This window comes from Hymenobacter miniatus, from assembly GCF_016427455.1.
GTDB lineage: Bacteria > Bacteroidota > Bacteroidia > Cytophagales > Hymenobacteraceae > Hymenobacter > Hymenobacter armeniacus.
The window spans coordinates 81,005-94,067 of record NZ_JAELXR010000015.1 but is presented as its reverse complement, the minus strand read 5'-3'; the positions used below and the strand labels follow the sequence as shown (position 1 = coordinate 94,067).

Below are 13,063 nucleotides of genomic sequence, written 5' to 3'. Positions count from 1 at the left end.
AAAAGGACCACGCGAGCGGCGCCGGCTCAGCCTGCGGTGGGGTGGGTAAAAACGACTCGGTAGGAGTAAGTGAAGCGGGCGGCATGTTAGTTGGGGAGGTGCGCGCGTACGGGGCGCGGGGCTTGAATTGCAGCTGGCAGGCGATAAATGATGACCATCTCGTCTGCGTAGCCAGGCTGCAAAGGCAGGTTTTTGGCCCATATGGGCCTGTTGGCCGCCTGCTCTTTGCCCCATACCACATAGCGTATTGGGCCAGTTGGCGTATAAAGCAGGGGCAAGGGGCGGTGGGCTAGCAAGCTCAGGTGGTAGAACAACAGGCCGTGATATGACGTCCCCACAAATACCGGTCCGCCCGGCTGATGGCTGAGCCAGTTGTACGCCCGCGTGACTTCTTGCGCCCGGGCCCGGCTGCGGAGCAATACCGGCACTTGCGCCTTGATTGCGGCAAGCTTTACTACAAAAATTCCGAGCAGCAACCCACCAACCACCGGCTTGAGCCCGCGCGGCGACTGGTGCCGCCAGGCCCAATCGGCGGCCAGGGCCAGCAGCACGTACAGAAAGTAAGTGGTGAACAGCAGGACGCGGGCCGGGATGTAAAACTGCCTGGCCAGCATGACGGGCGCTGGCAGCACGAGCAAGGCCCAGCACAGACCCGCCAGCCAACGGGTGTCGGGCCCGACGCCGGGCCGGGCCAGGAGTGCCGGTGTACCCAGTGCCACTGCCGCCCACAGCAGCAATGCGCCACGGGGTGGCCCGTACAGCAGCCCCGCCGTCTCATACAGGTAGGCCTTGCCGGAAGCCAGGAAGGCCGCCAGTGAGTGCGCTTCCAGGTAGCGGTTGGCCAGCAACCGCTGCCAACCCGAGATGCAGCCTACCGGGTAGTAGAGCAGCGCCGTGAGCAGGCCAATGGCCGCGAGTGCCGCGCCGGTCTGCGCAAGCAACGCCCTGCGCGAAGCACCGGAACGCGCGCCGGCTACCAGCAACCCGGCCGCCAGCGCCAGCAGCGGCACGGCAAACGTGGGCACGGCGTACAAGCCAGCGGTGCAGCTTAGGATGAAAGTTGCCCAAGCCAGCCGTCGGCAAGGGCGATGGGTAACCAGGCAGAACACCGCAAAGAATGCCGCCAGCAGGCAGGTGAGCTGCAGAAAATAGCCCCGCCCCGACGCCGCATAGGTGAGGCTAACGGTGCTGAGCCCAAACAGAGCCGTGGCCAGCGTGGCCACCCGAAACCCGCGAAAATGCGTGAGCAGCAGGTAGCCCAGGCCCACACCAAGCGTAGCCGTGAGCAACGAAGGCAGCCGCATAATGAGCCGCACCTGGCCCGGCAGCAGCAGCTTCAGCGGCCAGCACAGCAGGTTGTACAGCACGTGGTTGTTGGGGATGGGGTAGAAGCTGGTGATGGCCACGGGCCCTTGGTGCACAAAGGCGTCGTAGGAAACCAACTCGTCGGGGCTCAGCGAGTCGGTCAGCAGCCAGCCCAGCTGCAGGGCCAGCAAGCTCACCAGCACCGTTGCGCCCAGTGCCCTTTCCCGCTTTGTCAGTCTAACCAGAGTGCGTTTCAACGCTAGTCGCACCTGAGCCATTTCCTGGCCCAAAAGGCGAAACTCGCCCCGAAACGCGTCCATCCGAAGCAAGGCCACGCTGACTAGCGCGCTACCGCCTGCCACGGCCCAGATACCTCCTCGGAGCAATGCCAGCTCACCATGCGCAGCCGACAGGGCAAGGAGCTGAGGCCCATCGGGATAATACTCAAAATAGGCGACCTGCCCGAGATGCGCCACTGCCGCCTGGGCGCCAAAGCCAAATACCAGCGCCAGCAAAGCACTTATGACCAATGCACCCAGCGCGGCCACCAGCAGAATCAGGCGCATGCGGCGGCAGGATTAATGTTGGGCGGGCTGCAGCGTGGGCAGTGCGCCCAGCGCTTCCAGCTCCGCCCACACGCGGTGCACGGGCAGGCCCATTACGTTGAAATACGAGCCCTCCAGGCGCGTCACGCCCACCATGCCTATCCAGTCCTGCGCACCGTAGGCCCCGGCTTTGTCGAAGGGCCGAGCAGTGGCGATGTAGTGGGCAATTTCGGCCGGGCTCAGCGGGCGAAAGTGCACCGTGGTCTGGTCCGAAAACACGGTTTCGCGGCCGTCGCCGCAGCGCAGGCACACGCCCGTGAACACGTCGTGGGCGCGCCCTTGCAGCCGGGTGAGCATGGCTGTGGCTTCGGCCACGTCGGCGGGCTTGTTCAGCACGTCGTCGTCGAGGCAGACAATGGTATCGGCGGTGAGCACCACTTCGTCGGGCGCCAGGCCGGCCACATAGGCCGCGGCTTTGCGGGCGGCCAGGTATTCGGCCACTTCGGCGCGCCGGAGGTGCGGCGGGAAGTCCTCGTCCACGTCCACCAGCCGCACTTCGTAGGGCAGGCCCAGGTCGGTGAGGAGTTGGCGGCGGCGGGGCGAGTTGGACGCTAGTATCAGTTTCACGAGGGCAGGAGCGGGGTGTGGAAATAGTCGGCAAACTCGTTGCCGGCTTCGTCGTCGGCGATGCTGCTGAACAAGAAGCCGCCGAGGGTTTTGGGGTAAAAAAACGTCGATTTAGGCGGCATCACGGCGCCGGAGTGGCATACGGCTTCCACCTCGGCCATGCTCACTTCGTTCACAATGAACGCTGCCTGGGCTTCGCCCCGGTCCACGCGCTGCAGGCATTCGGCAAAGCTGCGCACGTAGGCCACGCCCGGCCACGCCCGCTGGGCATCGGCCCCCACAATGCCCAACACCCGCTCGAAAACAAAATAATGAAGCACCGTCAAGTCGAGGGCTTTTACCTCGTCGGTGGTCGGCCAGCTCAGCTGGGCGTGGGCCTCGGGCTTCAGGCGGAGCTTGTAAGCCTGCCCGCCGGTGTAGAGCCCAAAGGCCCATGGCTTGCCGGCAATGATTTCGGGCAGGTCGTTGGCGTCTTCTTTGGGCGTCACCACGAAGTACTGCTCCAGCTGGGGCAGCAGGGCCGCCATGGGTTGGCCCGTGGGCACTTCCAGCAGCAGCCGGTGCGTGGGGAGAATGCGCAGGTCATCGGCCGCCGCGTTGGTGAGGTACATCAGGTGGTAGTTCCAGGGCTCGCGGCCGGTGGCTTCGCCGTCCGCGGCCAGCTCGCGGGCCTGCCGATAGGCCAAGGAGCCCTCGTAGCGGTGGTGCCCATCGGCCAGAATGACTTGCCGGCTGGCCAGCACCTGCTGAAAGCGCCGGATGATGGCCGCGTCCTGAATCACCGCCAGCACGTCGCGCGCGCCTTGGTAGTCTTCTTCGGTTTCGTAGAGCGGCGAGCGCATGGCCTCGTCAAGGTAGCTTTCCAGTTCGAAGTCGTCGTCGCGGTACAGGCCGTGCGTGGCGCTGGTTTGAAACTCGGTGCGGGCCAGCAGCTCGGCGCGGTCGTTCACCGAGGCCGGCAGCGTGTTCTCGTGCCGCAGCACCACGCCCTCGTCCCAGTCGTAGGCCCGAATGTGGCACATGAAGCCTTTGCGGCAATATTCCCGCGTGCTGCCCGGCAGCCGGAAATACTGATAGTAGGCATAAATGCCCGGCAACTGGTCCTGCCGCAGCACGCCCGTGGCTTTCCATTCCTGCAGGCGCTGCGCGGCGGCGGCGGCGGCATCGTCGCCGCGCGGCACCGACAGGTGAATTGAGTTCAGCGGGTTGCGGTACAAGGCCTCGCGCTGCTTCGGCGACACCACGTCGAACAGCGGCGAAACAAAGTCATCGATGTGGGCGCTCAGCGTTGGGTTGTAGCGCCAGCCGCGCAGGGGTTGAATTTCGGCCAAGGGGGTGCAGTGAGGCATGAAAGAAGAAGGATGAGAACCTGCGCGGGGCGAAGTCCTCAAGTTCCATTGGCGGCTTAATTTACGGGGCCAGGCGGCTGCGCTGCCAGCCGCCACCGGCCAGCTCGTACACGATGCGGTCGTGCAGACGGCTCGGGCGGCCTTGCCAGAACTCGATGCGCTGGGGGCGCAGAATGTAGCCGCCCCAGTGCGGGGGGCGAGGCAGCGGGTCCTGGTCGTGAAAGCGGTCGGCTACCTCGGCTTCGCGGGCTTCCAGCTCTTCGCGGCTGCCAATGACCTGGCTTTGGGGCGACGCCCAGGCGCCCACCTGGCTGCTGCGCGGGCGGCTCTGAAAATATTCAGTCGACAGCACCTCGGGCGCCTTTTCGATGCGGCCTTCCACGCGCACCTGGCGCTCCAACCCGGGCCAGAAAAAGTTAATGGCCGCCAGGGGATGGGTTTCCAACTCCTGGCCCTTGCGCGAGTCGTAATTGGTGTAAAACAAAAAGCCGGCGTTATCGGGCAGGCCTTTCAGCAGCACCACCCGCGAGGAGGGCTGTCCGGTAGCCCCCACGGTGCTTAGCGTCAGCGCCGTGGGCTCGTCCACCTGCGCCGCCAGGGCCTCGTCGAGCCATACCCGAAACTGGGCCACCGCATCGGGCAGCACATCGGCTTCGGACAATGTGCGTTGCGCATAGGTTTTGCGCAGGTCTGCTAATTGTGGTTCAATCATGGCGTTTTGTGTGCTAAGCCGTTCCGGATTGGACAGCTGCCGTGGGCGTTACGTACAAGCCAAAAAGGAACATTTTTGGCCAGGCTTCAGTCTTACCTTACCCACGTGGCCGGAGCAAGGCGGTGCAAGTTACGACCGACTCCAAAGGCCGGCGCGCCGCCGCGCTGCTTGCGGCCTCATTGCCCTTAGCGATACAATGAGCCAGCAGTGGCCTGTGCCTCATCCTTCTCCTTCGAACGATTATGCGTCCCGGTACCCTCCTCATCTCTCAGCCCTTTCTGGGCGACCCCAATTTTGAGCGCAGCGTGGTGCTGCTCTGCCGCGACGAGCCCGCTGAAGGCACGTTTGGCCTCGTCCTCAACCGCCAGACCAACCTGACCCTGGGCGATGTACTCGACCTGCCCGCGGAAGTGGCCGAGGCCGCGGGCGCCTTGCCCATCTACGTGGGCGGCCCCGTTGAGCCCAACACGCTGCACTACCTGCACCGGCGCGCCGACCTGCCCGGGGCCGTGGACCTGGGGCAGGACGTGTACTGGAGCGGCGACTTTGAGCTGCTGCTGGGCCTGCTGGGCAGCGGCGTGGTATCCGGCGACGAGGTGCGCCTGTTCGCGGGGTATTCGGGCTGGTCGGCGGGTCAGTTGGCCGCCGAAATGCAGGGCGATAGTTGGATACGGCACCCCGCAAGCGCCGGGAAAGTGTTTACTTTGGCATCTGATGCCTTTTGGCGGGACATTTTGCGGGAAAAAGGCGGCCGCTTCAAGGTGCTGTCCAACTATCCCGTCGACCCTCGCCTGAACTAATGGGTTGATGAAGCCCTAAATTTGTTTTATTCCACTCTTTTTTTGCGCGCTGCTCTGGCCTCCACGGTGAGGCTGGCTTTTACGAAGTTCTATGGCTGCTGAAGAAAACCCCACTGCCCCGCAAGCCGGCGGCGCCGATGCGTCGGCGGAAGACCGGATGACCATTTTGCAACGCCGCCTGGCCGAGATTCAGGGCCGCGCTTCCGGCACGGAAACCCCGGCGTCTGGCGCTAGCCAGACCGAGCTTCCCGCGCAAGGCTCGCCCGCCCTGCCCGCGAGCGAGCCCGCCGGTGCCGGCACTGCCGAACCCGCGCCCGATGCGCCGGCGGCCCCCGCGCCTGCTAGCGCCCCGGCCCCCGGTACTCCCGAAGCCGCCGCCGCCGCCGAAACCGCCGCCCACGTGCCCGATTCGGTGACGACGGATGGCCACGACATGTCGGCCCCGCAGGCGCGTGCCGTGGCCCACTACGGCGCCGACATGGCCGTGCCGGCCGAAGAGCTAGCCGGCACGCCTTCGCCCGAAGCGCTGCCTGCCCAGGAGCAGATTGCCAGCGCCGCGCCGGCGCCCATTGCCGACCCCGAAACCAGCTTTATCGGCACCGGTGACGCGGCGACGGTAGAAGACACGGCCCCGGCGCCCACCGTGGCCCTGCACGCAGCCGAGGACCTTGAAACTGCTCCCGAGGGCGTGGCTCACCTCACGACGTCGGAAGAAACTCCGCTGAACGCCGCCCCGGCCGACGTGGCCGCCATCGACGCGGGTCAGGAGCCCACGGGCGAAGCCAGCAGCGCCGACAGTGCGGAGCCGGAAGCCACCGAACTGGCAGTGCCTGATTTCACTTCCCTCGACCTGCCGGCGCAGGCGGCATATTTGGTTGACCTGATTCGGCGGCCCGATGCCCGCCGGCACCGCAAGCAGATTCAGGACCTCACGCGCCAGTACGAAGCCAACGTGGGCCTGGCCCGCAGCGCCGCCCGCCAGAAGTTTGCCGAAGGTGGCGAAGGCGCCGAAGCTTTCGCCTTCCAGCAGCCCGAAGGCCACCAGGAGCTGAACAAGGCCTTGCAGGAGTTCCGCGAAAACCGCGCGAAAGACGCCAAGGCCGAAGACGCCAGCCGCGCCGATAACCTCATCAAGAAGCGCCAACTGCTCGACCAGCTGCGCGGCTTGGTAGAAGCGGCTGAAACCAAGGACAGCTCGGCCAAGCTGAAGGCTTTGCAGGCCGAGTGGAAGGCCACCGGCGCCGTGCCGCAGTCCGACAGCCAGAGCATCTGGGACACCTACCACGGTTTGCTCGACATCTACTACAGCAAGCAGGGCCAGTTCCTGCAGATGAAGGACCTCGACCGCCGCCGCAACCTAGAGGCCAAGGAAGCCCTCATTAAGCGCGCCGAGGCCCTGGCCCAAGCTCCTGGCATCAACAAGGCGCTGGATGAGCTGACCAAACTGCACGAAGACTGGAAGAACATCGGCCCCGTGCCTAACGACCAGCGCGAGCCGTTGTGGCAGCGCTTCATTGCCGCCTCCGACGTGCTCCACCAGCGCCGCAAGGAGTTTGTGGACCAGCGCTCCACCCAAGAGAAAGCCAATCTGGTGGTGAAGCAAGCCCTGCTGGAGCGCGTGCTGCCTTTCGCCACCTTTGAAACCGACCGGGTGAACCTGTGGCGCTCGAAAACCGACGAGCTGCAGGAAATCAAAGCCGAGTGGGAGGCCGCCGGCCTCGTGCCGCGAGCCCAGGCCGACGCATTGAATAAGCAGTACTGGGCCGCCTACAAGGCGTTTTTCAACCGCAAAAACGAATTCTTTAAGTCGCTGGACAACGAGAAATCAGCCAACGTGAAAGCCAAGCAGGCGCTTATCGACCAGGCCGAAGAAGCCCAGAACAACCCCGACCACGACGCGGCCCGCCAGGTTATCATTCGGGTGCAGAAGGAGTGGAAAGAAGTGGGCCGCGTGCCCGACAAGCTGGCCGACAAGCTCTGGCACCGCTTCCGCGCCGCCTGCGACGCCGTGTTTGAGCGTCCCAAACAGGAAGCTCGCCAGCGGGAAGAGAAAGTGCAGCAGGCCTCGGTGGAGCAATCGGCTCACCTCGACAAGATTGCCGAGCAGGTGAATGCCCTCACGGCCGACAATCCCGGTTCGCTGGAAGGCTTCCGCGAAATTCTGGCCGGCTGGGCCACCGAGTTTGACCCCACCGACGAGCAGCCCACCCGCGGCACCGCCGACCGCAGCGAGGAGCAATTGCTCAGCCTGCTGGGCAAGTACCTCGACCACGTGCCCGGCCTGAGCTACGACGACCGCACCAACCTGTTGTTCCAGACCGAAGTGGCCCGCCTTAAAGCCCGTCCGCACGCGCAACAGCAGCTGACCCGCAAGGAAATGGCCCTTCGCAAGGAAATCAACGAGCTGGAAAACGATGCGGCCACCCTGCAAACCAACCTTGATTTCTTCGCTCGCTCGAAAAATGCGAACCAGCTCCGCGAGGAGTACCAGGGTCGCATCGCCGAAGGTCAGAAGCGCATTGAGGCCCTCAAAAAGCAGCTGAAGATGATTCGCAGCTAAGGCCCGCATCACGCCCCAGCAAACCAGAAAGGCCCGTCGAGATATTCGGCGGGCCTTTTTTTGGGAAATAGTCGGGTTTTGGCTGGCATAAGTGTGGTACCCGGCGTACTTTTGTGCCAGCAATAAGCCGCCTTAGCTCAGTTGGTAGAGCTTCTGACTTGTAATCAGAGGGTCGTTGGTTCGAGTCCGACAGGCGGCTCACAGGCAAAAGCCCGGTAAACATTTTCTCCTGGAAGAGCGTTTGCCGGGCTTTCTTTCTCTTGATGAGGGCGTTATTTTGGGTGCCACGTCAGGCTCATGCCCATGCCGCCCGAGGGGCTCCAGAGGGGCATGGCGCTCACGTCGCGCCCGATGGGCTTGCGGCCCCAGCGGTTGCGGTGGGAGAGGTAGGCTAGGTGTGCGGAAAGGATGCCCACGCCGGCGCCGGCCACTACGTCGCTCTGCCAATGCTTGTCGTTTATCATCCGTAGGGCGGCCACGCTCGTGGCAATGGTGTAAGCGCCGATGCCGTACCACTGGCTTTTGTCGCGAAACTCGGTGTGCACGATGCTGGCCGCCAGAAACGCTTGCGCCGTGTGCCCCGACGGAAACGACAGGTTGTTGGATTGGTCGGGGCGTTCTATTGCGGTCAGGGTTTTTATCACGTACACGGTAGACAGCATGATGGCCTCGCTTTTGAGTACGATAAGCGCCAGGTTCACCCGGTCGTCGCGGGAGTCGACGCCAGCCAGCAGTACGCCCCCAATTTCGAGGTAAGGAGCCCATTGCAGGTAGTCGTCGACGTGGGTGCGGTAGCTGCCAAACACGCGGCGGATGTCATTGTGGGCATCGTAGGAGCTGTAGAAGCCGTGGCCGTTGATGGTGCTCGTGCCATAGCCAATGAGCACCGCCGGCACAATGGCCGCCCGAAATCCCTTGCTTTTCAGGAAGGACTTTTTGCCCGGCGAAACGCCGCCGGGGTTTTCGTACTTGTGGGTGGTGTCGGCTAGGGCCGGTTGGGGCGTTTGGGCATTGGCTTGTTCGGGCATTGCGCCCAAGGGCAGGAAGAAAGCCACAGCCAGGAGCTTTCGGATGAGAGGGGTCATAGCAGAGATGGTTTCTTGGCGCGAAGTAAGCAGGCGACGGCGCTGCGGTCTGGTTTTTCGATGGGGCAGGAGCGGGGAGAAGCGCGGGCAAGGCTGTTCCAGTACTTTTGCCAGGCCGTCTTACGCAGCACGCGGCTTGCGCGCCGAAGCGCAGCCGCGCTCACCCTGATTGATTTTTCTAGTGGATTTAATTACGAAAACCGCCGCTTTCGTGGAGGAGAAATTTACCGGCGAAGGCAGTGGCCACGACTGGGCACACATTCGCCGCGTCTGGCTGATGGCGCGCCACCTGGCCCAGGAGTCGCCGGCGGCCGATGCCGAAGTCACGGAACTCGCCGCGTTGCTGCACGACATCGCCGACTGGAAATTCCACGGCGGCGACTACGAAGCCGGGCCTCGCGCTGCTCGGGAGTGGCTGCAAAGCCAGGGCGCTGCCGAAGCGCTGATTGCACGCGTCGAAACCATCATCCGGGAGGTGTCTTTCAAAGGGCTGGGAGTGGCCACGCCGGTTTCGTCGGTTGAGGCCGCGTTGGTGCAGGACGCCGACCGGCTCGATGCCATCGGCGCCGTGGGCATTGCGCGGGCGTTTGCGTACGGCGGTCACAAAGGCCGTGCCCTGCACGACCCCGCCGTGGCTCCCGTGGCGCACGACAGCTTTGCCAGCTATCAGCAAAACACTGCGCCCACACTCAACCACTTCTACGAAAAGCTCCTGCACCTCAAGGACCGCATGCACACCGCTGCCGGCAAAGCCGTGGCGGAGCAGCGCCACGCCTACATGGAAAGGTTCGTGGCCCAGTTTTTGGCCGAATGGGACGGAAAAGCTTGATGAGTGCGGTGCGGCCTGCTTATTCTGAGACCGTCGCTCGCCACAACTGCTACCTTTGCGCCATGAAGTTGCTGCTCCGTTTGTTTCCGTGTTTGCTGTTGCTGTTGGCCGTGGGCTGCCGCACGTGCCCCATCGAGTCCTGCCACACCCGCAAGGTGCACCTGCACAGCGGCGTCAAGTACCATGGGCAACCTTTTTGGAAGATGCAAAACCCGGCCATTGGGCAGAAAATTAAAACTTACAACCCCAAAGCAGGGAAGAATCCCCAGGACAAAAGCAGGACGTTGAAATAGTCCTACTCAATGCCCCAAAAAAGGCCACAGCGCTTGTCGTTGTGGCCTTTTTGTCGTATCTTCGCGTGCGTATAAAGAACCATTCACCCTGCGGCTAAAAAGTCCCTTTTAGAGGTATTTATTTGGCCGCCTATCAACCCCCTCAATGGCGGAAGGCGAAAAAATCATTCCGATTAACATCGAAGACGAGATGCGGGGCGCCTACATCGACTATTCGATGTCGGTTATCATCTCTCGGGCTCTGCCCGACGTGCGCGATGGCCTGAAGCCCGTGCACCGGCGCGTGCTCTACGGCATGAGCGAGCTGGGCGTGGGCTACAACAAATCCTACAAAAAATCGGCCCGTATCGTGGGCGAGGTGCTCGGTAAGTACCACCCCCACGGCGATACCTCCGTGTACGACACCATGGTGCGCATGGCCCAGGACTGGAGCCTGCGCTACCCACTGGTAGACGGCCAGGGCAACTTTGGCTCCGTCGACGGCGACTCCCCGGCTGCCATGCGCTACACCGAGGCCCGCCTCAAGCGCATTGCCGACGAAATGCTGGGCGACCTCGACAAAGACACCGTCGACTTCCAGCCCAACTTCGACGACTCGCTGGAAGAGCCCAGCGTGCTGCCCGCCAAATTTCCGAACCTGCTGGTGAACGGCACTTCGGGCATTGCCGTGGGCATGGCCACCAACATGGCTCCCCACAACCTCACGGAAGTGGTGAACGGCATCATTGCCTACCTCGACAACCCGGACATTACCGTGGCCGAACTGATGCAATACGTTACGGCCCCGGATTTCCCCACCGGTGGCATCATTTACGGTTACGAGGGCGTCAAGCAGGCGTTCGAAACCGGCCGGGGCCGCGTGGTGATGCGTGCCAAAGCCACCTTCGAAACCTCAAAGACCGGCAAAGAGCAAATCGTCGTCACCGAAATTCCCTACATGGTGAACAAGGCGTCGATGATAGAAAAAACCGCGGCGCTCATTAATGATAAAAAGATTGAGGGCATTTCGGATATGCGTGACGAGTCGGACCGCGACGGCATGCGCATCGTCTACGACCTCAAGCGTGATGCCATGCCCAGCGTGGTGTTGAACAATCTGTTCAAATACACGCAACTGCAAAGCTCCTTCGGCGTCAACAACGTGTGCTTGGTGAAGGGCCGTCCGATGACGCTGAACCTGCAGCAGCTCATCCACTACTTCGTGGAGCACCGCGCCGAAATCATCATTCGCCGCACCAAATATGAGCTGGCTGAAGCCCAAAAGCGCGCCCACATTCTGGAAGGCCTGCTCATCGCCCTCGACCATTTGGATGAGGTAATTGCCCTCATCCGCGGCTCGCGCGACCCGGAAGTGGCCCGCGGCCAACTCATCGAGCGGTTTGCGCTGAGCGAAGTGCAGGCCCGCGCCATTCTCGACATGCGCCTTCAGCGCCTCACCGGCCTGGAGCGCGATAAGATTGTGGCCGAATACAACGAGCTGATGAAACTCATCGACTACCTGAAGTCGGTGCTGGAGTCAGATGTGTTGCAGCGCGGCATCATTAAAACCGAGCTCGAAGACATTCGCGAGCGGTACGGCGACGCCCGCCGCACGGAAATCAACTACCAGGGCGGTGACTTCTCGACCGAGGACATGATTGCCGACGAGTCGATGGTCATCACCATCAGCCGCGAAGGCTACATCAAGCGCACCAACTTGGACGAGTACCGGGCCCAGGGCCGGGGAGGAGCCGGTTCGCGCGGTGCCATCTCGAAGAAGGATGATTTCACCGAGCACCTCTTCGTGGCCACCACGCACGAGTACCTGCTGTTCTTCACCGAGCTTGGCCGCGTGTTCTGGCTGAAGGTGTACGAAGTGCCGGAAGGAGGGAAGGCCACTAAGGGGCTGCCCATTCAGAACCTCATCGAGATTCCGCGTGAAGACAAGGTGCGCTCGGTGCTTAACGTGCGCGGCCTTAAAGACCCTGATTACCTCGAAAACACTTTCCTGATGTTCTGCACGGAGCAGGGTACCGTGAAGAAGACCCCGTTGGAAGCGTATTCGCGTCCGCGGACGGCGGGCATCAACGCCATCACCATCAACGAAGGCGACCGGATTCTGGACGTGCAATTGCTCACGCCCAATGCCGAGGTGATTCTGGCTTCGCGGACAGGCCGCGCTGTGCGCTTCAACGAAAGCGAAGCCCGTTCGATGGGCCGTTCGGCAGCCGGCGTGCGGGGCATTCGCCTCGAAGACGTGCCGGGCAACCGTGTGGTGGGCATGGTGTGCGTGGCCGACCCCACGCAGGAACTGCTGGTGGTGAGCGAAAACGGCTTTGGCAAGCGCAGCCAGCTCGAAGAGTACCGCGTGACTAAGCGCGGAGGCAAGGGCGTGCGTGCCATGAAGCTCACCGAAAAGACGGGCAACCTGGTGGCCATCAAGGACGTGAACGATGGCGACGACCTGATGATTATCAATAAGTCGGGCATCACCATTCGCCTCCGCATGAGCGACTTGCGCACCATTGGCCGGGCCACGCAAGGCGTTCGTCTCATTAAGATTAGCGCCAACGACGAAATTTCTTCCGTGGCCAAAGTAGAAGCCGAAGAAAAAGACGAAGAGGCTACCAGCGCTGCCTTACTGGTGGGAGCCGAGGGCGCCGTAGGGGCCGATGGCACGCAGGCCAGCGTTGGCGTTTTGGGCCCGGAGGCTGACGACGCTGATGAGTTGGACGACGACGAACTGGACGACGACGAAGATGACGATACCGAAGAATCGGAAGATGATTCGGCAGAAGAAGCCGACTTGGCATAATTGCTGAATAGGAGCGAGGCGGTCCATTTGGGCCGCCTCCTTTATTTTTGGCGAACTCAAGGCCGGTTACGTTCGTTTCGGCTGCGTTGCTGACCTATCACTCACTTACCTTTTTCCTTTTTCCGCTCCGGTTGTGGTGGCCGCTTCCAAACAGGGTATACCGG

Annotated in this window: 10 protein-coding genes and 1 tRNA gene; 6 read left to right on the top strand and 5 right to left on the bottom strand. The window is 62.7% G+C overall.

All coding sequences use genetic code 11. The features are described from left to right. Positions 1 to 86: 86 nt before the first annotated feature. The 4 genes from JAO73_RS19450 to pdxH all read right to left on the bottom strand — a co-directional run bounded on the left by JAO73_RS19450 (position 87) and on the right by pdxH (position 4,535). Entirely contained in the window at positions 87 to 1,871 is a 1,785-nt protein-coding gene (locus tag JAO73_RS19450) for a hypothetical protein (RefSeq protein WP_198978944.1), read from the bottom strand. Between the two features lie 12 nt (positions 1,872 to 1,883). Then, positions 1,884 to 2,477, bottom strand: coding sequence for a Maf family protein (locus JAO73_RS19445; protein WP_198978943.1), 594 nt, complete (start codon positions 2,475 to 2,477; stop codon positions 1,884 to 1,886). Continuing rightward, entirely contained in the window at positions 2,474 to 3,826 is a 1,353-nt protein-coding gene (locus JAO73_RS19440; RefSeq protein ID WP_317191250.1) for a DUF1015 domain-containing protein, read from the bottom strand. Before JAO73_RS19440 ends, JAO73_RS19445 begins: the two co-directional genes overlap by 4 nt. A 61-nt stretch (positions 3,827 to 3,887) precedes the next feature. Further along, positions 3,888 to 4,535: a pyridoxamine 5'-phosphate oxidase gene (gene pdxH / locus JAO73_RS19435; protein WP_410505001.1), complete on the bottom strand. Its 648-nt coding sequence runs from the start codon at positions 4,533 to 4,535 to the stop codon at positions 3,888 to 3,890. A gap of 245 nt (positions 4,536 to 4,780) precedes the next feature. Here pdxH and JAO73_RS19430 point away from each other — a divergent pair, with 245 nt between their 5' ends. The 3 genes from JAO73_RS19430 to JAO73_RS19420 all read left to right on the top strand — a co-directional run bounded on the left by JAO73_RS19430 (position 4,781) and on the right by JAO73_RS19420 (position 8,097). Continuing rightward, a complete protein-coding gene (locus JAO73_RS19430) occupies positions 4,781 to 5,338 on the top strand; it encodes a YqgE/AlgH family protein (protein ID WP_198978941.1) in 558 nt (185 codons plus the stop codon). Between the two features lie 91 nt (positions 5,339 to 5,429). Beyond that, positions 5,430 to 7,898: a DUF349 domain-containing protein gene (locus JAO73_RS19425; RefSeq protein WP_198978940.1), complete on the top strand. Its 2,469-nt coding sequence runs from the start codon at positions 5,430 to 5,432 to the stop codon at positions 7,896 to 7,898. A gap of 126 nt (positions 7,899 to 8,024) precedes the next feature. After that, positions 8,025 to 8,097, top strand: a tRNA-Thr gene (locus tag JAO73_RS19420). Between the two features lie 73 nt (positions 8,098 to 8,170). On the opposite strand, the gene JAO73_RS19415 is transcribed toward JAO73_RS19420, so the two are convergent. After that, entirely contained in the window at positions 8,171 to 8,983 is an 813-nt protein-coding gene (locus JAO73_RS19415) for a phosphatase PAP2 family protein (protein ID WP_198978939.1), read from the bottom strand. Positions 8,984 to 9,164: 181 nt separating this feature from the next. On the opposite strand from JAO73_RS19415, the gene JAO73_RS19410 reads away from it, so the two are divergent. The 3 genes from JAO73_RS19410 (at position 9,165) to gyrA (ending at position 12,899) form a co-directional block, all read left to right on the top strand. Continuing rightward, complete coding sequence (locus JAO73_RS19410; protein ID WP_317191249.1) at positions 9,165 to 9,812, top strand: HD domain-containing protein; 648 nt, start codon at positions 9,165 to 9,167, stop codon at positions 9,810 to 9,812. 62 nt (positions 9,813 to 9,874) lie between these two features. After that, positions 9,875 to 10,105: a hypothetical protein gene (locus JAO73_RS19405; protein WP_198978938.1), complete on the top strand. Its 231-nt coding sequence runs from the start codon at positions 9,875 to 9,877 to the stop codon at positions 10,103 to 10,105. Positions 10,106 to 10,250: 145 nt separating this feature from the next. Continuing rightward, positions 10,251 to 12,899, top strand: a complete 2,649-nt coding sequence (gene gyrA / locus JAO73_RS19400) for a DNA gyrase subunit A (protein WP_198978937.1) — start codon at positions 10,251 to 10,253, stop codon at positions 12,897 to 12,899. Positions 12,900 to 13,063 lie beyond the last annotated feature (164 nt).